Here is a 20,501-nt window from a genome sequence, read left to right as displayed (position 1 = left end):
TTAGCTTTCCTCCTGTCGTCGCAGCACGTCGACTTCTTCTTTGAGTCGCGCGAGCACGCGGCTCTTCGCGACGTAGATGGCGCCGGCCGACATGCCGACTTGCTTCGCCGCCTCGGCCGCCGCGATGCCTTCGACCGCGGTTAGTCGGAAGGCCTGCCAGGTGTTTTCTTGAAACTCACTTTTGATTCGCTCCATCGCCAAGGACGCGAGGCGCCGCTGGTATTCCATTTCCCAATCGTCGGCCCCGTCGCTCGCTTCCGGATGCGATTCGAGCAAGCGATTCGTCACCGCGTCGCCGGATGCTTGCGGATGCGTACGGCGCGACGAAAGTAGATTGAAGATCTTGTTGCGCGTGATCGTGAAGAGCCAGCCGCGGAACATTCCTTGTCGACGATCGTAGTCGAGCCGACCGATCGCAGTCGATACCGAGCGCATCACGTCTTGCATCAGATCGGCCGCGTCGGCGTCTTGCAGACCCCGCTTGCGCGCGAAGCCGTACACGATCGGACTGTAGAGCCGAACGAACTCGTGCCACGCTTCGTGATTCGTTGCGTCGCGCAACTGAACCAAGAGGCTGGCTCGCGTCAGGGGTGAGTCGTCTACGGGCATCGTGGGAACCCAAAAGTCCGTTCGCCGCGCCGGGCCCCGTGGCCGCGGTCGTGCTCGGCTGCGTCGTTACCCATGATACGCGTTCGGCGTCGTGCGGACGATGGCCTGCCGCGGGCGAACGAAGATTTGGGGCGTGTGTGCTGTCGCCGAGAAGTTTCATTTTTTTACCCGACGCTTGGTTTTCCGAGTGTCGACATGCCAGCCGACGTGATGGTTTTCGAGGCTTACTCACCGGATTGATTCGTCCGTTGCGCGATTTCGTCGCCGACCGGTGCCGATGGCGCTACCTGTACGACGAGCCCGTTACGCAGCTCTTCGTCGGGATTGACGATCAAGCGTTCATCCCCTCGCACGCCGGCATTAATGACGATCCGCCGACCGAGGTCGCGGCCGAGCTCGACCCGCTTGATCTCAACTTCGTTCTTCGCGTTCACGACGGCCACATGCGGACCTTCGACCCGCATCTGCAAGGTGTTCGCGGGAATCGTCCAGGCGGTGCCGCTTTGCTTTGCGGTGAAGGTGACTTGCACGTAGCTGCCGGGCTGGAAGCGAAGCGTCGTGTTGTCGAGCTCGATCTCGGCGAGCATCGTGCGGTTCGCGGCATCGACCGATTCGGAAGTTCGAGTCACGGTGCCGGTCGTCGAAAGCGCAGCTTCAGGAATACGGACCAGGGCCGAGGTGCCTCGGCCGGTTTGCACGGCATACGCTTGCGGCACGTTCACCTGCACGCGAATGCGGGTCATGTCTTCGACGACGAACAACGCTTCCTTGCCGGCCGTCACCAGCATGCCGACTTCGGCCGAGCGGCCCGTGACGATGCCGTCGAACGGGGCGACGATCTTCTTGAATCGCAGCGTCTCCTTCAATCGTTCGACGTTCGCTTGCCGGCTCTTGGCCGCGGCTTCGCGAGCTTCGATGATCGCGGCTTTCGTCGACAGACCGGTGCGACGACGTGCGACGTCGGCTTGCGCCGCGGCGACATCGGCGTTGCGGGCCTCGACTTGTTTTTGGAACGTATCGTATTCTTCTTGCGAGATTGCGCTGGAGACGAGCAGCCGTTCGCGGCGACCAAGCTGGCTGATCGCGAGCTCGGCATCGGCACGGGCCCGATTCAGTTGCGCTTCGGCGACGTTCAGCTCGGCTTCGGCTTCCTGTCGCTCGGCCTTCGCTTGCACGACCGCCGAGAGCGATTCCATCGCCGTCGCTTCTCCTTCGGCGAGCTCTTGGTCGAGCTCCGGCGTTTCGATTTCGGCAAGGACTTCGCCGGCCTTCACCTTCGCGCCGAGATCCTTATGCCAAGCGGTGAGGTAGCCGCTCACGCGAGCATGGAGCGTCGTGGTTTGCCAAGGACGGAGCGTGGCGGGCAACACGACTTCGGAAGTCGCCGCGGGAGAAGGTCGATCGATCTTCACGGTCTTGACCGCGGCGGCTTCCGTACCCGTTGCCGCGATGGTTTCGGAATGCAGCAGCTTCCAAGGTTGCAGCAAGACGACGACCGCGACGACCAAGACGCCGGCCAAGGTCTTCCAGCCGAAGGATCCTGCCGGTTTGTTCGAGCCCGGCGGTGTGAGCCGATCGACCTGCTCCGATCGATCGTTCATTTGATCGGCGAAGGCCAGTGCGTCTCGCACGGTCTGCTTCAGATCGGAAGCTTCACGGAACGCGTCGTGGTGCGAGGTGAGGGTCGCGGCAGACATGGCTGAAATCTCCTTACGGCTGCAAATTCATCGGACTCTACTGGGAATACCGGCCGCGGCGACGAGTCTTACATCAAAATCGAAACAGCGGACGATTCACTGGATAACTCCCCTACTCGAACCGTCCTACTCGATCACCATTTCAGGGGCCCGTTCTTTGCGGCGTAAGATGCTGTAAACGACCGGTACGAACAGCAGTGTGGTGAACGTGGCGAGCAACAGTCCGCCGATCACCGCCCGTCCGAGTGGGGCGTTTTGCTCTCCCCCTTCGCCGAGGCCGAGCGACATCGGCAGCATGCCGATAATCATCGCCGCAGCTGTCATCAACACCGGACGCATACGAGTCTTCCCCGCTTCCAGAGCGGCGTCGAAGGCCGATTTCCCTTCGCCGCGTACTTCGTTGGCAAACGTGACGAGCAAGATACTGTTGGCCGTGGCGACGCCGATCGACATGATCGCCCCCATCATCGCCGGCACGCTGAACGTCGTGTGCCAGAGATAGAGCGACCAGACGATTCCCACCAACGCACCCGGCAGAGCCGTGATGATGATGAACGGATCGAGCCAGCTCTGGAAATTGACCACCATCAAGAGATAAACCAAGAGCGCCGCGAACACGATCCCTAAGCCGAGTCGGATAAACGCCGACTCCATGCTTTCGACTTGGCCGCGCAGCGCGATCGTGTTTCCCGGAGCAAGCTTGGCGCGATACTCCTCGAGCACGCGATGGATCTCGCCCGCGACGCTGCCGAGGTCGCGCCCCTGCACGTTGGCATAGACATCGTAGGTCGGTTGGACGTTCGTGTGGTTCGCGACTTCCGCCGTAACGCCGCGTGAGATGTTCGCCACGTTGGAGAGGAGTTGCAAACCGGGATTCTTGCGCGACGTCAGCGGCAGGCCGCCGAGGGCGTCGACGCTATCGAGCCGGTGGATCGGCGTGCGCGTTTCGACGAGATACGAGATTCCCATATTCGGGTCGACCCAATAATTGGGCTGCACCTGACCGCTGCCGGAAAGAGAAACGAGCACGCTGTTGGCGACGTCTTGTTGCGTTAGTCCGAGCTCGCCGGCCCGAGTTTGGTCGACGTCGATGTGAAGCTTCGGCACGTTCATCACTTGATGCAGATGCACGTCTTCGACGCCGCGGATCGTCTTAATTCGCTCGGCGATCTCGGTCGCCATCGCATAGTTTTCCTTCTTGTTCAGCCCGGCGATCTGAATGTCGATCGGAGCCGGCAAGCCGAAGTTGAGGATCTGGCTCACGATATCGGCCGGCTGAAAGAAGAACGTCAATTGCGGGAAGCGCTTCGGCAGTTCTTCGCGCAGCTTCGCGATATACTCGGGCGTCGAACGGGTGCGGTGATGCGCGAGCGCGACCAGAATCTCACCGTCGGCCATGCCCGTCGTCGCGCTGTCGCCGAACGCCATCGCATAGGTTCGATTCGGCAAGCCGATGTTGTCGAGCACGAGCTCCACTTCGTCTTTGGGAATGAGCTCGCGAATGACCTTTTCGACGTCGCCGAAGTGGCGCTCCGTCTGCTCGACGCGCGTTCCGGCTGGTGCCCGAACATGCAGGCGGAATTGGCCCGTATCGACGGTCGGGAAGAAATCCCGCCCGACCCAAGGGAGGACGAGCAAGCCGGTCGCGACCATCGCGCCGAACACGAGGAATACGGTTCGGCGATGATTCAAGTTCCATTCGAGCAGCGCCACGTACCGTTCGCGAAACCGCTCGAAGCTCCGCTCGAACGCGGCATGCAAGCGTGCGAAGCGACCTTGCTGTGCGGCAGCATCGTGATGATGCGCGAGCTCGGCGGGAAGCAAGTAGTCGACCATCGTCGGCACGATCGTCCGCGAAAGCAGATACGACGCGAGCATCGCGAAGGCCACGGCCAACGCCAGCGGCGTGAATAAGTACTTCGGCGCGCCGTCGAGAAACAACACGGAGACGAAGACGATGCTGATCGTCAGCGTGGAAACGAACGTCGGCCCGGCGATCTGCATGGCCCCGTCGAGAATCGCTTGGCGCAGCGGTTTGCCGAGGCCGACGTTGCGATGGATGTTTTCGATCTCGACCGTCGCATCGTCGACCAAGATGCCGACCGCGAGCGCCAAGCCGCCGAGGGTCATCACGTTGAGCGAATGCCCGAGCAGGTACAGCATCGTGATCGAAGATAGGATCGCCAGCGGAATCGAAACCGCGACGATGAGCGTGCTTCGCCAGCTGCCGAGAAACAGGAGAATCATCGCGGCGGTGAGCAAACCGGCGATGATGCTTTCGACGATCACGCCGTGAATCGCCGCGGTGACGAACAACGATTGATCGAACAGCAGATCGATCTTAAGGTTCGCCGGCGCGGCCGCACGAATCTCCGGCAGCATCTCTTTCACTCGGTTCACGATCTCGAGCGTGGAAGCGTTGCCGTTCTTGAGCAGCGTAACGAGCGCGCCGCGAACGCCGTTGCGGCGCACGATCGTGCTCTGCGCTTGGCTCCCGTCGCGCACTTGTGCGACGTCGCGCATATAGATCGTCGCCCCGCCGACGACTTTGATCGGAATGTCGTTGAAGCTCGCCGGCGTCAGCGGGGTGTTGTTGAGAGTGACGGGATATTCATGCGTATCGATCCGCGCGACGCCGGTCGGCGAGGCCAAGTTGTAGGCGCTGATCGCGTCGGCGACCTCTTTCGGCGAGATCCCTTTGGCTTGGAGCATTTGCGGGTCGATGTCGACCATCACCTGCCGCTCGCGGCCGCCGTAGGGGGTCGGCATCGTGAGCCCTTGCACGGTCGAAAGCTGCGTGCGGAGCACGTAGAGCCCGTAGTCGTAGACCTCTTCCTCCGACATCGTTTCGCTGCTCAAGCTGATCTGCAGAATCGGCACGCTCGAAGCATTGAAGCGAATGATGATCGGCGGCTGCACGCCCGGCGGCATCAAAGCGCGAATCGCTTGACTCGCCGAAGTGACTTGCGAGAGGGCCGTGGCGATATCGACGCTCGGGTGAAAGAAGATCTTGATCACCGCGACGCCGTTGAGCGTTTGCGACTCGATCCGCTTGATGTCGGTCACGTTCGAGGTGAACGCGTATTCGCTGTAGGTCGTGATCCGGCGTTCGAGCTCGTTCGTCTCCATTCCCTTGAACGTCCAAATGACGTTCACGACCGGAATGTCGATTTCCGGAAAGATATCGGTTCGCATCTGGTTGATCGACGTCGCCCCGAGCACGACGATCAACATCGCCATGACGACGAAGGTATAAGGACGCCGTAAGGCAAGTTTGACGATCCACATGGCCGGAGCTCCGATATCGCACTGCGTTGAGAAGAGACGGTTCCCAACGAGAAATACCGGCCGGTTAGCGAAACCTTACGAAAACCGGGGAACAAAAAAGAAAAACTCCGCCGAATTCACTCGAATTCACTGAATCGGGGCGTTTACGTCGCTTCAACATTCTTCACGCGAAAAAATTTCGCGAAGCGTGTTAGATCGTCGTGCGAGCCCGGTATTCCCTTTCGAGGCCGGTGTTATTACCGGCACACAAACAACCGCACACATCGTTTTCGCAGGGAGGTTCGTCATGTCGACGCAAACGGAATCCAGCCTATTCATGCCGGTCCAAGTAGGCCCTTACAAGCTAGCCCATCGGGTGGTGATGGCGCCTCTTACCCGTTTGCGATCCGATCAGCCGGGCGATCTCCCGAACGATCTCATGGCCGAATACTACGGACAGCGGGCATCGGCCGGCGGGTTGCTCATCGCCGAAGCGACCCCCATCTCGATCACCGGTCGAGGCTATTACGGTGCGCCGGGTATCTACGCCGACGAGCAAATCGCCGGCTGGAAGAAAGTGACGAGCGCAGTGCATGCCCGGGGAGGTCGCATCTTTCTACAGCTATGGCATGTCGGGCGGCAGTCGCATGTCGACATGACGGGCGGTGTTCCGCCGATGGCTCCTTCGGCGGTTCCTTACGAAGGTGTCGCCAAAACTTCCGCAGGTTGGGTTCCGGTTTCGCCGCCGCGGGCCCTCGAGCTCGAAGAAATCGCCGGCATCATCGAAGACTATCGTCGTGGTGCCGAGCGTGCGAAAGCGGCCGGCTTCGACGGCGTCGAGCTGCATGGAGCCAACGGTTATCTCGTCGATCAATTCCTGCAAGACGGCACCAACAAGCGAACCGATGCCTACGGCGGGTCCGTCGAAAATCGGGCTCGCTTCCTGCTTGAAGTCACTGCGGCATTGGCGTCGGTCTGGGGAGGCGATCGGGTCGGCGTGCGGCTCGCGCCGAGCGGCCGTTGGGCCGGCATGTCGGATAGCGACCCGCTTGCGACGTTCGGCTATGTCACCGCGCAGTTGAATCGGTTCGGCCTCGCATATCTTCATCTCGTCGAGCCGCGCATCGTCGGTTCGGAAGTCACCGAGGAAGGGCTCGCGCCGGTCGCTGCGGCGCAGCTGCGGAAAATCTTCCACGGCACGATCCTCGCTGCCGGCGGTTTCGAACCGGAAGGGGCTGAGGCGATCGTCGAACAAGGGGATGCCGATCTCGTCGTCTTCGGGCGGCACTTCATCGCCAATCCCGACTTGCCGAAGCGGATTCAGCACGGTCTGCCGCTCAATGCCTACGATCGCACGACGTTCTACGACGGAGGACGACGGGGCTACACCGATTACCCGTTCTACGAAGAAGTCGCTCCGGCGAATCGTGAGAGTGCCTAACGAGCTAGTGAGCCGTGCTCCGCAGATACCAGAACAGTTCGCCGCAGCCGAACGATGCTAAGTTCGCCAAGACGATCGCAGCGCAGTCGCGCCGGGTCGCGGCGGCGTTGCGAGGCAGGGGCTTTACATAGGCGAAGTAAAATAGCACACACTCCGCCAGCGGCACAAACGTCTCTGCGATGGCGAGGTAGATGCCTCGCGAGACGTACGGCCCCAGCGCCAGCGGCAGCGCGACGACCACGATCGGATACGTGACGGCGGTGAGCCAAAATCCGGCGACGACGCACAGCTGAGTCGTATGCCGACGCGAAAGCAGCAGCCGTAGCACCGGCAACTCGATCGCCACGGTGAGCAAATAGCCGAGCGGGAGAAACAGCCACAATCGCGATGCGTCCGGCAATCGACCGTCTCCCGGAAAGTCGAACTGGCGCTCAAAGCAGCCGTAGCAAAAAGGGAACCTCAGCCAACACATGCAGCATGGCGACGGTGAAATAGATATCGCGCGTAAGTGGGTAATCGGTCAGGAAGCCCGCCCAAAACACGACGACGATCGCAGCGCCGGCGAGGAGGATCCCCGCGACGAGGTTGCGAAAGAATCGGCCTCGGTGTGCCAGCGGAATCCGGTCGATGCGCCACGGAGCCGCCAGTGCCGTCACCAGCGGAATCGCCAACAACCAGACGGCGTAATGCAGCGACTCGAGAAAGACATGCATCGCCACCAGCAATCGGCTCGACACGCCCGATAGAATTCCCGCGCCGGCGTGATGCGTGATCCGTGCCGAGAGGGCATCGATGCCGGGCAGATCGGCCGTGTCGGCGAGGCGCCACCATAAGAGCCCGAGGCAGATCGGCACGATCGTCAGCATGCGACGGTACGCGCGTTGCCACTCGGAGCGTTGCCGACCGAGCTCGCGATCGAGAAACCAAAGCGCGACGAGCGGATGCAGATAGACCAAACCGAGATCCCAAGCGAACGGCCAGAGCCATGCCAACGCGATCAGGCCGCCGGCCAGCGGCAGCAGCCCGCTCCAATCGCGGCGCGGATTCGTGCGGGCACGCATGGTCGCCAGGGCGACGATCCACAGCACGAGCGCCGTGTTCCAAACGGCGATCGCAACGTTCCACGCCTCGCGGTCCCAATGGTTCATCCGCGCGAGCCACGGCAGCGAAGCGAAGCCCAAGGTTAGCGCCACGACGCCGGCGATGCCGGTGATGAAGTAGCCTCGTAGCGCACCCCAGCGCGGCGGCATGCGCGTGAGGAAATAGCGCGCCTCGAACCAGTTGTGCGGGCCGGCGAAGAGGAACACGGTGACGATCGAAACGCCGAGCGGAGCGTAGCCCGCCAGAAGCGCGAAGCCCATGGCGACGAGCAACATCGCCAGCGCCGCCGAACGACCGACGAAGTCGGTCGTGGCGGAGCTTGGAATAGCGCTGATCGGCGATGTGCTCATCGGCGGTACGCTCAAAGGAAGCGAAGCTTAAACCAGCGGGCTGCGATTACGACACGCCTTGCGGAGGCGAGTTACTGGTTCGGCGGCAGGACTCGTCGATACTTCGGCAAAGGTTTCGTGCCGATCGTTAAGCTTACGCCCCCCTCGTCGCCGTCCGTAAACTCGATCACGACGGTGCCGTTGTGATTGTGCGTCGGGCTGACGGTGTTCGGATCGTGTTGCGGAGCGGCCCAAGCCTGCACGCCCAACGTTCCCACGACGGCGCCGGCAACGAGAGCGACCGCGATCGCCGCGCCGCGCTTCTTGCGCACCAAAAAAACACCGGCGATGCCCAACGACATGGCGAGCGCGGCGACGATGCTGCGTTGCGTGCTCGGCGTCCAAGCACCGGTCTTTTTCGTGCCCGTCTCGGGAATGTCGAGCCCTGCGTCGCGGAGAGCGGAGCGCGAGATGCGGAGGAAGGAGACGTCCTTCGTCTTGTCGATTTTCACTTCTAAGGAAGCCGTGCTCTTGCCGTCCGGGATATCGGTCGGCGAAGGGGCAATGTCGGCCATTAAGAGCGAAGCCTGAAACATGCAAACGACCGCTAAACCGATGATCGCATTTCCGATTTTCATAGCGCCCTCGTGTAGGAAGAAGTGTGGCTCGCCGTTGTTCTACACGACTTTCTTGACGAAACAAAATCTTTTATTCCGCGGCGGCAACGCGAGATCGGAGTCTTTTGGTCGTCGGCTGCGAACTTGCAATCGGCAGCGAGGGAGACGAGAATCCGAGCCGTGGTGATCGTGTTCTCGGAGTTTCAGCCATGCCGCGCCGTAATTGCCTTGCTTCGGTTTTGATCGGTTTATCGTTTTTGTTTGGTGCGGCTCCGGCGAGTGCCGAGTTTCCGTTGAAAGACGGCGATCTTTGGGTCATGGCGGGCGACAGCATTACGGCCCAGCATCAGCACTCGAACTATTTCGAAGCGTTTTGCTTTGCTCGCTATCCGAACTTGGAGTTCGGTTTTCGCAATTCGGGCGTCGGCGGGCACACGATCCCCACGACGCTTGCTCGCTTCGACTACGACATCGCGGGCTGGAAGCCGACGGTCGTTTCGGTCGAGCTGGGAATGAACGATCAAGGGGGGACTCCGACCGATAAGTTCATCACCAACATGAAAACGATGCTCGAGCGAATTCGTTCGATTCAAGCGCGGCCGGTCCTGTTGTCGGCCAGCCCTGTGAACGACGGCACGGCTCCGCCGACGACGAAGACCCAGAACAAGCGATTAGATGAATACGCACTCGCTTTGAAAGAGCTCGCGGCGGAGCAGAAGGTTCCGTATGCCGATCAGTTCCATCCCTTGGTCGGTCTGTGGGCGAAGAACAAGCCGGATGAGGTGCTGGCGAACACGAAGCCGTTCCTGGCGGCGATCGTCGCGGAAGGGAAGACCGACGGCGTGGAACATCTCCGAAGTTTCATAGACGCCCAAGCGAAAAGATCGCGACAACCGATTTCGATGCAGGGAGATCCGGTTCACCCAGGCCCTAACGGACAACTGATGATGGCCGCCGAATTGCTGCAAGCTCTCGGGGCCGAAGGCTTCGTCAGCAGCGTGGTCGTCGACGCCGGGGGCAAGCTCGTCGAGGCGAAAGGTTGTCAGGTCGACAACCTTAAGCTGGAAGACGGCAAGCTTAACTTCGAGCGGCTCGATGAAAGTCTGCCGTTTCCGATTCCCGACGGCACAGTCGATGTGCTTGCGCTCAATCCGACGATCGAAGCGATGAGCCGATATCTGTTGCAGGTGAAAGGATTGAAGGCCGGCAGCTATACGATCAAGATCAACGGCGTGCCGCTCGGCGGATCGTTTACGCAGGAAGCTTTGGAACAAGGGGTCAACTTGACGGCTCCGATTCATAACGTCGCTTCCGCAGGCGAAAAGCCGAACGCACTCCTCGCGCAAACTCGGGCCATCTATCAAGCAATCGGCTCTAAGGCGGGCTTGGTAGGAAGGTGGCGAACGCTTTCCAAAGCGGCCCAAGATACCGGCAGTGCCGAACACCAAGCCACGATCGCGGACCTAGCGAAGCAGACGCTCGAAGCCGACGAGAAGATTCGCGCCGCCGCTCGGCCGGCGAAGTTGAAGTTCGAGGTGGTGCCCGCGCAGTAGAAGCTGCCGGCGCAGATCGGCTCGATGAGTTCGTAGATGTTTCTCCAGCGATGAGTGTTTAATCCCAGGCGATATGCAATGTACGACTCGAACAATCTGAAGAAACTCGGCAAGTACGATCAGCTCACTCCGGAAACATGGAAGTCGTTTCTGGCGTTCAATAATGCGGCGATGGCCGACGGCGCGATTCCGGCGAAGACGAAGGAACTGATCGCGATCGCCGTCGCCATGACGACGCAATGCGCGTATTGCATCGAGATTCACAACAAGCAGGCCAAGGCCGCCGGTTGCACCGAAGCCGAAATCGCCGAGGCCGTATTCGTGGCTGCCGCACTTCGCGCCGGCGGCGCGATCACGCACGGCACGCATTGCTTGAGCTAGGCGTCCGTTCGTTTCCGTGTGCTCATCGAAACGGTCGGCTCACGAACTTCGAATCGCGCAGTCCGAAGCGCCACGGCAGTTCGATCGCCTTCGTGATGCCGATGCGAGGACCTACGACGACCGGGGCTCGCTTCTGCGGCGGCAGCAATTGAAACGGCGCGGAGTCGAGCGACAGACCATCGTGGGCGTGTGTAATCCCTAGCGCTTGGCAAACGTTGCCGGGACCGGAGCAAAGTCGGCGTTCGTCGTCGACACCGCGCCGGCTGCGCATCAGGTCGAGCCGTGTCGTCGGCTCTAAGGCTCGGATCAGCACTCCGGCACCGTGCCCTGCTTCGCAGCAAACGAAGTTCAGGCACCAGTGGATGCCGTAGGAGCGATAGACGTAAATGCGGCCGGGCGGGCCGAACAGCGAGGCGTTGCGCTTCGTCGGTCCGCCGAAGCTATGCGAGGCCGGGTCTTCGTGATCGTAGGCCTCGGTCTCGACGATCGGGCCCCCGGCGCCGTCGACAAGCAGCTTCCAGCCGATCAAACGTCTTGCGACGATAGGACTTGGGGCGGAGAAGTCGAGGTGGGATGCGCGGGTCATTATGAGTCTGATGTTAGTTTTCGCTGGATCGGATGTCGATCGCGGCGGCATAACTTGACTTTCATAAGCAAGCGGGTAGCCTACACCATCTAGTTAAGCTGCGTCGCCCTTGCGGGGGGCCTAGCCTTCATTCAGGTCGAGCCAGTCACGGCAGACGAGGCATTTTCGATTCGTGAGCTTTGCTTACCGGTCCACCGGGAGCTAGCGGCCCCCACAATGTTCGATTTCCATCGGCGGTGCGCGCCGATGTTGGGCGATCCAAGCTTCGACAGTCTTTAAGGATGCATTATGTCCGACAACTTGTTGCAACGTAGCGTGACGACATCCGTGGCTCGCAATCTGGCGAACACGACCAAGACGACCCCGAAGATGATGTCGATCACACCCCGCTGGGTGTTGAGCATGCTTCCTTGGGTGCAAGTCGACGGCGGCACCTATCGCGTGAACCGGACGAAGGTCGAGCTCTCGAAAGCCGACCGGATCGGCGTCGACGTCTCCGACGGCATCGGCTCGTTCGCGCCGGAATCGCTCCGGAGCGTGCCGTTGTTCTCGAAGCTTTCCGACTCGATCATCGGCCGGATGACGAGCCGCTTCAAGACCGAAGAAGTCTCGCTCGGCAATAAACTCATCGGCGAAGGGGAAGACGGCAACAAGTTCTTCGTCATCGCGCTCGGGCAAGTCGAAGTCTTGAGCAAAGGGGTTCACGGCTCCGATCTCCGGCTCGCGCTCTTGAGCGAAGGAGAATTCTTCGGCGAGTCCGATCTGGTTTCCGATAAGCCGTCGGAAGTCACGATTCGCACGATCACTCCTTGCGTGCTGCTCACCTTGTCGCGCAAAGACCTCGACACGACGCTCGCCGAGAATCCGAACCTGATCGAGGACTTCCGTCGCGCCATCGCCGAACATCAAGAACTCGCCTCGACCGTCAATCGCTACGGCGAGCGCAATATCGACCTCGTCTCGGGCTTCGCGGAAAACGTCGAAATCCCGGAAACGTTCGTCGATTATTCGTCGCACCCGCGCGAGTATTCGCTTTCGGCCGTGCAGACCGTGGTGCGTGTGCATACGCGTGTCTCCGATCTTTACAACGGCCCGTATGATCAACTGCAAGAACAGATGCGGCTCACGATCGAAGGGATCAAAGAGCGCCAAGAGTGGGACCTGATCAACTCGAAGAAGTTCGGGCTCATCAACTCGGTCGACCCGTCGATGCGCATCAGCACCCGTTACGGCGCCCCGACGCCGGACGATCTCGATGAATTGCTGGCCTTGGTTTGGAAGAAGCCGGCCTTCTTCTTGGCCCATCCGAAAGCTATCGCGGCCTTCGAGCGCGAATGCACCTGGCGCGGCGTGCCGCCGGTGACGATGAACTTGTTCGGCACCCCGGTGATCTTATGGCGCGGCGTGCCGATCGTGCCGTGCGACAAGCTGGAAATGAAGAGCCGGTACTCCGGCAACCAATGGTTCGGGACGACGAGCATCTTGCTGCTTCGCACCGGCGAGGCCGATCAAGGGGTCGTCGGTTTGCATCAAGCGGGCATTCCCGGCGAGATCATGCCGAGCCTCTCCGCACGGCTCATGGGGCTCGATAGCCTCGGCGTCGCCAGCTACTTGCTCACCCTCTACTTCTCGTGCGCCGTGCTCACCGACGATGCGTTGGCCGTGCTGGAGAACGTCGAAGTCGGCTACTACCACGACTACGAACACGGCGTGCGCTCCGGCTTTCAAGACGGCTCGGGCATTTAGCCCGCAGCCGCAGCGAAGGTCGGGCCGGTAACGGAAGTTGCTTGCGAAGTCGCAGCGGAAGCGAGAGAGACGTACGATGCACGAAATTACGCCGAGCCTGATCGCCGAGATCGCTTCGCGGCTTTACAACGAAGTGCCGGGCTCCCACATTCCGCCGAAAACGGAAGCGGATGCCGGCAACTTTCCGCAAGCGCATGCGCCGAGCGGAGCGCCGCCGATCCCGACAAGTCCTTGGCAGGCAAGTTCGGCCCAGGCAAGTGCGGTGCCGACGAACGCATTGCAATCGAATCCTCAAGCGCACTTGCCGAATGTCCACACGCAACCCAGCCTGCCTTCATCGGGGCCGTCGCACTCGATGGGGCCACTGGTGAATCCGAATTCACCGCAGCATTCGCCGTCGGAAGCATCGCCTCAGTCGCACTCGGGATCGTCGCACTCCGCCCCGACGGCTTACACAACGCCGCAGACGAACTCGCTCCCCTCGTCGCAGTATCCGACGACGACGAACCCGTCGTATACGCATCTGCATCATCCTCAAGCCGGCTCCAGCCACGAGTATTCCGGGTCTCAAGAACCGATTCGAGGGAGCGTTCCTTCCAAGCCCGTCGCTGCTACTCAATCGGCGCCGGCCTCCCCGAACAACTACGACGGCCTGGCGGCGTTCGTGAGTCGGATTCGCAATCCGCAAGTGCCGCAGCCGTCGGCGTCCGGAGTTGAATCGGTCGCCGCAAAGCCGGCCTCACCGCAGCATTCGCCGACCGAACTGTCGCCGTCGTCGCATTCGAGCCCGACGGTTTATACGCCGCCGCAGACGAACTCGCTCCCCTCGTCGCCGTATCCGTCGACGACGAACCCTTCGTTCACGCATTTGCATCATCCGCACGTCGGTTCGAGCCGCGAGTATCCCGGCACTCAAGAAGCGATTCGGGGAGGCGTTCCTTCCGAGTCCGCTCCCGTGCAGCCGTCGTCGGGTCCGCCGCACACGATCGTGCCGCTTGTGAATCCGAGCGCGCCGCAGCACTCCCCGTCGGAAGTTTCGCCGTCGTCGCACTCCGGGCCGACGATGTATACGCCGCCGCAAGCGAACTCGCTCCCTTCGGCACCACATCCGACGACGCAGTACCCAACGACGGCGAACCCTTCGTTCACGCACCTACACCATCCGCACGCCGGCTCCGGTCGCGAGCCTTCGGGCACGCAACAACCGATCCGTACCGGTATTCCTGCGGAATCGACATCGCCGAGCCCTTCGCACCAAGCGCCGACGTCGAGTAACAACTACGACGGACTGGCCGCGTTCGTGAAGCGAATTCGCAATCCGCACATCCCGCAAGAACCCGGTCCGGGGGGCGAGTCGGTCGTCGATCCTAACCAAGACATTCTGCGCCGCATCTTCTCGCAGAACTCCGTTCCCAACGGCGGCTCGCGACCGTTCGACGTCGCGGCGATTCGGGCCGACTTCCCGATCTTGCATCAACGAATCCACGGCAAGTCGCTCGCGTGGTTCGACAACGCCGCGACCACGCAGAAGCCGCAAGCCGTGATCGACTCGATCTCGCGCTTCTACGCTCACGACAATTCGAATATCCATCGCGCCGCGCACACCCTCGCGGCGCGCTCGACCGACGCTTACGAACTTGCGCGCCAGAAAGTGCAAGGCTTTCTCGGAGCTGCTTCGTCGAAGGAAATCATCTTCGTCCGCGGCACCACGGAAGGGATCAACCTCGTCGCGAAGACGTACGGCGCGAAGTATTTCCAGCCCGGCGACGAGATCGTGCTGTCGACGCTCGAGCACCACGCCAACATCGTCCCTTGGCAGATGGTCGCCAAGCAAACCGGTGCCGTGATCCGGGTCGTTCCGGTGAACGACCGGGGCGAGATCATGCTCGAAGATTATCAAGCGCTGCTCGGTCCGCGCACGAAATTCGTGTCGCTCACCTATGCCTCGAACAGCCTCGGCACGATTCTGCCCGTCGCCGAAATGACGCAGCTGGCGAAGCGCTACAATGCCCGGGTGCTGATCGACGGCGCACAATCGGTCGCGCACATTCCGACCAACGTGCAGCAGCTCGGCTGCGACTTCTTCGTCTTCTCCGGCCATAAGATCTTCGGGCCGACCGGCATCGGCGCCGTGTTCGCGAAGCAAGAAGTGATGGAGATCATGCCGCCGTGGCAAGGAGGCGGCGCGATGATCAAGAACGTGACGTTCGAAGAGTCGACCTATAACGATCCGCCGACGAAATTCGAGGCCGGCACGCCGAATATCGCCGATGCCGTCGGGCTCGGCGCGGCACTCGACTACGTCACGCGCCTCGGCCTGCCCAACATCGGACGCTACGAGCACGAACTCTTAGAGCACGGCACCGAACGGCTTTCGCACATCAACGGATTGCGGATCGTCGGTACGGCACGAAACAAAGTCAGCGTGCTGTCGTTCGTGTTGAAAGATCATCGGACGGAAGAGGTCGGCAAGTATCTCGACCAAGAAGGGATCGCCGTGCGAGCCGGGCATCACTGCTCGCAACCGTCGCTGCGCCGCTTCGGGTTGGAAACCACGGTGCGCCCGAGCTTCGCGTTTTACAACACGAAGGAAGAAATCGACCGCATGTACGAAGCACTCAAACGGCTGACGCGCTCCTAAAGTAGCAGGCACGTTCCACGTGCCGTCCGCCACGCGCATCGTGGGAGCGAAAAGCAAGCTCGCCTCGGAAGCGCTACCGCGTCGCGCACGCCGCTCCGTCCTTCACTTGATTCCACGGCATTCGCGCCAGCATCATTCCCATGCCGCAGGTGTCGGTCACGCCGGCGAACACTAGGCCCGCCCCTACGAACGCAGAAATGCCGATGAGTCGCGGGTCGACGTAGTAGCCCAACGCTATGCCGAGCAACACCAGCGATCCGGCCGCGATGCGCACTTGGCGCTCCAGCGAGATCGCCTTCTTCCCGCGCACGACCGGGAGCCCGGCGGCGACGCAGGCGGTGGTTCCCCCCTCGACGTTCACGACGTTCGTGAAGCCGGCTTTCGCGAACTTGTCGCAGGCCTGTTGCCCTCGCCCGCCCGACTTGCAAACGACATACAACGGCTCGCTTGCCGAGCCGTTGCGAGCCTTGATAACCGCGCCGGGATCGAGTTGATCCAGCGGAACATTACGGGCGAAGTCGACATGCACCTCGCGAAATTCGACCGGAGTTCGCACGTCGATCAGTTCGACTTTCTTGCCGCTCTTGTGCAACTCGGCAAGTTGGGCAGGGGAAATGGTCGCGGCACTCATAGGGCTATCCTTAGTTCGAGCTGGCTTCGGTCTACGCGTATTTTATCGGCAAGGGGCATAGGGAGCAATTCGAGTGCCGTGCGGCGCATGGAGTTACGCGCATCGCGTTTCCTCGCCGAGCGATGCCGACGATCGCCGCAAGAAGAAGCCGCCTGCCGAAGGGCATGGAACGGTCGATCGGATACGCAGGAAAATCCGTTGCTTGTGCTAGCTGAGCCGTCGCATGGCACGGCTATTTGAGGCCTCGCCCAATGCCATCGACGCCGGGCCGCCGGGGATCGGCGTTTTTGCATCCCGGCTCCCCCTTCGCGCGAAATCGTCGCCTGTGGTACGCGAATCGCGTGAACTTTGGGTTCGCCCTACATAAACCTTAGTCGAGAGCGTCGTATGATCGCCGAACGCCAAGTCGATATTCGCTTCGAGTGCCTGCCGTTTCGGTCGATCGGGCGGATGGATATTCCGCTCGATGCTTCGCCCCGCTTTCGCGCTAAGTGCGAACGGATCAAAGCTTCCTTAGCGAAGCACGGTTCGCTCAATACCTATTATCTGCACGACGGCGTTTGCCGGTTCCAGCTGTCCAATCATCCCGGCAAAGGGCTCTTGTACTTCGTCTTCGAAGGGATGATTTCGACGGACGAATGGGACGAGAAATCGGTCTCGTCGGATCTGCAGATCGACCTGAAGCTCGAAACGTGCGTCGGCCTCACGCAACCGGTCGTGGCGTGGTTCCAAGAGAACGTCGCTCGCGCCGTCATGCTGGAGTTCGAGCGCTACATCGCCGCCGGCGATCTGAACCGCACGAAGGAGCGGCTCGCCTTCGCGGAGACGCAATGGGAACAATGCGGCGGCTTCGTCGGCATGGGTCTGTAAGACCTGCGTATCGTTCTTGGGCGGCGGTTTCCCTCAGGCTTAGATCTCCGAGATTCCCCGATGACGACAGGTAGCTTGCAGACTCCGACCGGTTCGCCCGGCAGTTTGGATTGGGATGTCGACCGCGTCGTCGCCGATCTGCGAGCTCTGCGCGATGCTTCGTTGGCGGCTCGGCAACGCGCGGCGCAGCCCGTCAAGCTCCCTTCGCGGAAAGCACTCGCCGGCATCGTCGATGGTCTGAGCGCGGCATTGTTTCCCAATCGGCTCGGTTCGCGCGAGCTTTCCGATTCCAGCGTCGATTTCTTCGTGGGCCGGATGCTCGACATCGCGCTGCGCGAGCTCGTAGAGCAGTTGCGCCGCGAATTGCAACTCGACCCCACGCGCGAGACCGAAAGCCCCGACAGCCGGCGCGAGGAAGCCGTGGCGATCGTCCGCAAATTCGCCGGAAGTCTGCCCGGCATTCGCAAGCTCTTGGAAACCGATATCGAAGCGGTCTTCGTCGGCGACCCTGCGGCCCGCAGCGTCGACGAAGTCTTGGCTTGCTATCCCGGCATCACCGCCGTGACGCATCACCGGATCGCACATGAATTGTTCCTCTTAGGTGCGCCGCTCGTTGCCCGGATGATTTCGGAAATCGCGCATTCTCTGACGGGCATCGACATTCATCCCGGCGCCCGGATCGGCGAAAGCTTCTTCATCGATCACGGCACCGGCGTCGTCGTCGGCGAGACGACCGTAATCGGCCGGCGGGTTCGTATCTATCACGGCGTGACGCTCGGCGCGAAGAGCCTACGGCGCGGCGACGACTTGCCGTTGTCGACCGAGCCGCGGCATCCGGTCGTGGAAGACGACGTCGTGATTTACGCCGGCGCAACGATTCTCGGCCATGTCACGATCGGCAGCCGTTCCGTCATCGGCGGAAATCTCTGGCTCACGGCAAGCGTGCCGCCCGACACGACGGTCGCCCAGGCCGAGGCTCGCAATAGCGAGTTCGACGGCGGCTCGGGCATTTAGCCGATCCTTCGATCGGGCGTTTCGGTCGCGCTCTTGCGTCGGCGTTCGCTATGCTAAACTGCGATGTTGCCCTGTCGCAGCCTTTGTCTTGAGCATTGCGAGCGAGTATGTCCGAAGCCGAGCCCGGCCCTGATCCGCAATCGGAACCCCATCGTCGTCGGCCGCGCTATAGCGGACGAAACCCTCGTCAGTTTCATGAGAAGTATAAAGAGCACGCCCCGGAGCTTTACCCGGACGACGTGGCGAAGGTGCTCGAAGGAGGCAAGACGCCGGCGGGTACGCACCGCCCGATCATGGTCCGAGAGATTCTCGAAGTTCTCGCACCACGGCCGGGAGAAACGGTCGTCGATTGCACGCTCGGCTACGGCGGCCATGCGCGCGAACTGCTTACGGCCGTGCAGCCGGGAGGCCGACTGCTCGCCGTCGATGCCGATCCCTTGGAACTTCCGAAAACCGAATCGCGGCTTCGCGCACTCGGCTTTCCCGCAGAGTCGCTCGTCGTAAAACGGATGAACTATGCGGGCGTAGCACAGTTCGTTGCCGCGGAAGCACCCGATGGGGTCGACATGGTGCTCGCCGATCTAGGGCTGTCGTCGATGCAGATCGACGACCCGGCGCGCGGCTTCACGTTCAAGGCCGATGGCCCACTCGATATGCGCATGAACCCGAATCGCGGACTCTCGGCGGCCGGCTTGCTCGCGAAGTTGGAAAGCGAGGAACTCGCTAAGCTGCTGACCGACAACGCCGACGAACCTCTGGCCCGCGAACTCGCCGAAGCGATCGTGCGCGAGCAAGATCGGCGACCGCTGACGACGACGCGTGCGCTGGCCGAGGTGGTGCGTGAAGCCGCCGTAAGCTTGCTGCGCCGCGGCGAGGCCTCGCCCGACGATTCCGTACGCCGCGTGTTTCAAGCGTTACGGATCGCCGTGAACGACGAGTTCGGCGCGCTCGACACGTTTCTCAAGCAACTGCCGTCGATGCTCAAGCCGGGCGGGCGCGTCGCCGTGCTCTCCTTCCATTCGGGCGAAGATCGACGAGTGAAAGCGGCCTTCAAGCGGGGCCTTCAAGCGGGCGACTACGGCGAGATCGCGGAAGAAATCACGCGCGCAACGCCGGAAGAACAACGAGCCAACCCAAGGTCATCGTCGGCAAAGCTCCGCCACGCAATAAGGGGACATTCTACTTTTTAATTAAAGTAGAATGTCCCCCTTATGCAAAGCGGACGAGAGCAAGGTTTGGTTGCAGCCTGCTGCGGCAAGCGATCTTAGGTCGGCTTGATTGCGAACTCCGCCGCCGCTGATGAGCTCGAGCTTCGGATAGCGCGCGCGGAGCGTGCGGCAGAGAACGAGTGTCGGCACGCCGGCGTTCATGCCCACGGCACTGAGATCGAGCACGATCAACGCTTCGATTCCCGCAGCGACGGCGAACTCGGCGATATGCATCGGATCAAGCGAGTCGAACGCCGGCGCGCTCGTCAACGGCCGGCCGTCGCGAAGGTCGAGGCTGAAGACCGCGCGCTGCGGCGAGAGCGCGGCGATGATCTCGGAGAGCGAATCGGCGTCGAGCAACGATTCCAAACCGATGACGACGCGACCTTGCGGCGCGTGCTGGTCGAGATAGCGATTCAACGCACGCGCTTGCGCGACGTCGCCTGTGCCCGCGTCGATCCACGGTTGCAAGCCGGCGGCGACGACCTCGTCGTAAAGTCGCCAACTCGGTTCCGCTCCCGCGATCGCATCGAGATCGGCAAGGTAGCAGGTGTCGAAGCCGAACGTGTCGCGAAATCCTCGAGCGACGCTTGCCGGCGAGGGATCGGCGCAGAGCCGACTTACGATGGGGCGATATTCGCTCCGCCGCCCCGCGATTCCTTGCACGACGACTCCGGCAAGTAAGTCGATGACCGGCAGGATCTTCATCGCAAAAACGGTACTTTTCAGCGGGTAATGGTGAGTCGTTCGCGCGAGAGCGGCAACTTACCACACGGGAAAGCCGGTTGCGACCCGCTCACTGGGCAGCGT

At 61.5% G+C, this 20,501-nt stretch carries 17 protein-coding genes; 8 read left to right on the top strand and 9 right to left on the bottom strand.

All coding sequences use genetic code 11. The annotated features are described in order from the left end of the window. From K8U03_12280 to K8U03_12270, 3 genes are all read right to left on the bottom strand, one after another. A complete protein-coding gene (locus K8U03_12280; protein ID MCE9605662.1) occupies positions 1-609 on the bottom strand; it encodes a sigma-70 family RNA polymerase sigma factor in 609 nt (202 codons plus the stop codon). A gap of 224 nt (positions 610-833) precedes the next feature. Beyond that, the gene (locus tag K8U03_12275; protein ID MCE9605661.1) at positions 834-2,306 is read right to left on the bottom strand and encodes an efflux RND transporter periplasmic adaptor subunit; all 1,473 of its coding nucleotides are present in this window, start codon (positions 2,304-2,306) and stop codon (positions 834-836) included. A 126-nt stretch (positions 2,307-2,432) separates the two neighbouring features. Next, positions 2,433-5,594, bottom strand: a complete 3,162-nt coding sequence (locus K8U03_12270; GenBank protein ID MCE9605660.1) for an efflux RND transporter permease subunit — start codon at positions 5,592-5,594, stop codon at positions 2,433-2,435. Positions 5,595-5,880: 286 nt separating this feature from the next. On the opposite strand from K8U03_12270, the gene K8U03_12265 reads away from it, so the two are divergent. After that, complete coding sequence (locus tag K8U03_12265; GenBank protein ID MCE9605659.1) at positions 5,881-7,014, top strand: alkene reductase; 1,134 nt, start codon at positions 5,881-5,883, stop codon at positions 7,012-7,014. A 4-nt stretch (positions 7,015-7,018) separates the two neighbouring features. On the opposite strand, the gene K8U03_12260 is transcribed toward K8U03_12265, so the two are convergent. The 3 genes from K8U03_12260 to K8U03_12250 form a co-directional block, all read right to left on the bottom strand. Further along, a complete protein-coding gene (locus K8U03_12260) occupies positions 7,019-7,414 on the bottom strand; it encodes a hypothetical protein (GenBank protein ID MCE9605658.1) in 396 nt (131 codons plus the stop codon). A 31-nt stretch (positions 7,415-7,445) separates the two neighbouring features. Then, on the bottom strand, positions 7,446-8,465 hold the full coding sequence (locus K8U03_12255) for a hypothetical protein (protein MCE9605657.1): 1,020 nt from the start codon (positions 8,463-8,465) through the stop codon (positions 7,446-7,448). A 71-nt stretch (positions 8,466-8,536) separates the two neighbouring features. Continuing rightward, complete coding sequence (locus tag K8U03_12250) at positions 8,537-9,082, bottom strand: hypothetical protein (GenBank protein MCE9605656.1); 546 nt, start codon at positions 9,080-9,082, stop codon at positions 8,537-8,539. A 188-nt stretch (positions 9,083-9,270) separates the two neighbouring features. Here K8U03_12250 and K8U03_12245 point away from each other — a divergent pair, with 188 nt between their 5' ends. After that, entirely contained in the window at positions 9,271-10,614 is a 1,344-nt protein-coding gene (locus tag K8U03_12245) for an SGNH/GDSL hydrolase family protein (GenBank protein ID MCE9605655.1), read from the top strand. A 78-nt stretch (positions 10,615-10,692) separates the two neighbouring features. Next, positions 10,693-10,995 (top strand): carboxymuconolactone decarboxylase family protein, encoded by a 303-nt coding sequence (locus tag K8U03_12240; GenBank protein ID MCE9605654.1) that lies wholly within the window; start codon positions 10,693-10,695, stop codon positions 10,993-10,995. A gap of 22 nt (positions 10,996-11,017) precedes the next feature. Here the strand turns inward: K8U03_12240 and K8U03_12235 are convergent, their stop codons facing one another. Further along, positions 11,018-11,581 carry a DNA-3-methyladenine glycosylase gene (locus K8U03_12235; GenBank protein ID MCE9605653.1) on the bottom strand — a complete coding sequence of 188 codons (564 nt, stop codon included), beginning with the start codon at positions 11,579-11,581 and terminating at the stop codon, positions 11,018-11,020. A 288-nt stretch (positions 11,582-11,869) separates the two neighbouring features. Here K8U03_12235 and K8U03_12230 point away from each other — a divergent pair, with 288 nt between their 5' ends. Together K8U03_12230 and K8U03_12225 are read left to right on the top strand one after the other, a co-directional pair. Then, on the top strand, positions 11,870-13,327 hold the full coding sequence (locus tag K8U03_12230) for a cyclic nucleotide-binding domain-containing protein (GenBank protein ID MCE9605652.1): 1,458 nt from the start codon (positions 11,870-11,872) through the stop codon (positions 13,325-13,327). Positions 13,328-14,390: 1,063 nt separating this feature from the next. Further along, positions 14,391-15,968 carry a cysteine desulfurase gene (locus K8U03_12225; protein MCE9605651.1) on the top strand — a complete coding sequence of 526 codons (1,578 nt, stop codon included), beginning with the start codon at positions 14,391-14,393 and terminating at the stop codon, positions 15,966-15,968. 73 nt (positions 15,969-16,041) lie between these two features. Here the strand turns inward: K8U03_12225 and K8U03_12220 are convergent, their stop codons facing one another. Continuing rightward, complete coding sequence (locus K8U03_12220) at positions 16,042-16,599, bottom strand: rhodanese-like domain-containing protein (protein ID MCE9605650.1); 558 nt, start codon at positions 16,597-16,599, stop codon at positions 16,042-16,044. A gap of 387 nt (positions 16,600-16,986) precedes the next feature. Here K8U03_12220 and K8U03_12215 point away from each other — a divergent pair, with 387 nt between their 5' ends. The 3 genes from K8U03_12215 (at position 16,987) to rsmH (ending at position 19,673) form a co-directional block, all read left to right on the top strand. Then, complete coding sequence (locus tag K8U03_12215; GenBank protein MCE9605649.1) at positions 16,987-17,469, top strand: hypothetical protein; 483 nt, start codon at positions 16,987-16,989, stop codon at positions 17,467-17,469. Positions 17,470-17,529: 60 nt separating this feature from the next. After that, positions 17,530-18,483 (top strand): serine acetyltransferase, encoded by a 954-nt coding sequence (locus K8U03_12210; GenBank protein ID MCE9605648.1) that lies wholly within the window; start codon positions 17,530-17,532, stop codon positions 18,481-18,483. A gap of 107 nt (positions 18,484-18,590) precedes the next feature. Next, a complete protein-coding gene (gene rsmH / locus K8U03_12205; GenBank protein MCE9605647.1) occupies positions 18,591-19,673 on the top strand; it encodes a 16S rRNA (cytosine(1402)-N(4))-methyltransferase RsmH in 1,083 nt (360 codons plus the stop codon). On the opposite strand, the gene K8U03_12200 is transcribed toward rsmH, so the two are convergent. Continuing rightward, on the bottom strand, positions 19,674-20,399 hold the full coding sequence (locus K8U03_12200) for a hisA/hisF family protein (GenBank protein ID MCE9605646.1): 726 nt from the start codon (positions 20,397-20,399) through the stop codon (positions 19,674-19,676). It lies immediately after the preceding gene. Positions 20,400-20,501 lie beyond the last annotated feature (102 nt).

It is taken from the genome of Planctomycetia bacterium, from assembly GCA_021413845.1.
Classification (GTDB): domain Bacteria; phylum Planctomycetota; class Planctomycetia; order Pirellulales; family PNKZ01; genus PNKZ01.
Note: the sequence above shows the minus strand (reverse complement) of the source record. Positions and strands in the feature narration are given on the sequence as shown.

Coding starts and splice junctions, on each gene's coding strand:
- K8U03_12280 (MCE9605662.1), bottom strand. CDS start 609: ATGCCCGTAGACGACTCACCCCTGACGCGAGCCAGCCTCTTGGTTCAG.
- K8U03_12275 (MCE9605661.1), bottom strand. CDS start 2,306: ATGTCTGCCGCGACCCTCACCTCGCACCACGACGCGTTCCGTGAAGCT.
- K8U03_12270 (MCE9605660.1), bottom strand. CDS start 5,594: ATGTGGATCGTCAAACTTGCCTTACGGCGTCCTTATACCTTCGTCGTC.
- K8U03_12265 (MCE9605659.1), top strand. CDS start 5,881: ATGTCGACGCAAACGGAATCCAGCCTATTCATGCCGGTCCAAGTAGGC.
- K8U03_12255 (MCE9605657.1), bottom strand. CDS start 8,465: ATGAGCACATCGCCGATCAGCGCTATTCCAAGCTCCGCCACGACCGAC.
- K8U03_12250 (MCE9605656.1), bottom strand. CDS start 9,082: ATGAAAATCGGAAATGCGATCATCGGTTTAGCGGTCGTTTGCATGTTT.
- K8U03_12245 (MCE9605655.1), top strand. CDS start 9,271: ATGCCGCGCCGTAATTGCCTTGCTTCGGTTTTGATCGGTTTATCGTTT.
- K8U03_12240 (MCE9605654.1), top strand. CDS start 10,693: ATGTACGACTCGAACAATCTGAAGAAACTCGGCAAGTACGATCAGCTC.
- K8U03_12235 (MCE9605653.1), bottom strand. CDS start 11,581: ATGACCCGCGCATCCCACCTCGACTTCTCCGCCCCAAGTCCTATCGTC.
- K8U03_12230 (MCE9605652.1), top strand. CDS start 11,870: ATGTCCGACAACTTGTTGCAACGTAGCGTGACGACATCCGTGGCTCGC.
- K8U03_12225 (MCE9605651.1), top strand. CDS start 14,391: ATGTATACGCCGCCGCAAGCGAACTCGCTCCCTTCGGCACCACATCCG.
- K8U03_12220 (MCE9605650.1), bottom strand. CDS start 16,599: ATGAGTGCCGCGACCATTTCCCCTGCCCAACTTGCCGAGTTGCACAAG.
- K8U03_12215 (MCE9605649.1), top strand. CDS start 16,987: ATGATCGCCGAACGCCAAGTCGATATTCGCTTCGAGTGCCTGCCGTTT.
- K8U03_12210 (MCE9605648.1), top strand. CDS start 17,530: ATGACGACAGGTAGCTTGCAGACTCCGACCGGTTCGCCCGGCAGTTTG.
- rsmH (MCE9605647.1), top strand. CDS start 18,591: ATGTCCGAAGCCGAGCCCGGCCCTGATCCGCAATCGGAACCCCATCGT.
- K8U03_12200 (MCE9605646.1), bottom strand. CDS start 20,399: ATGAAGATCCTGCCGGTCATCGACTTACTTGCCGGAGTCGTCGTGCAA.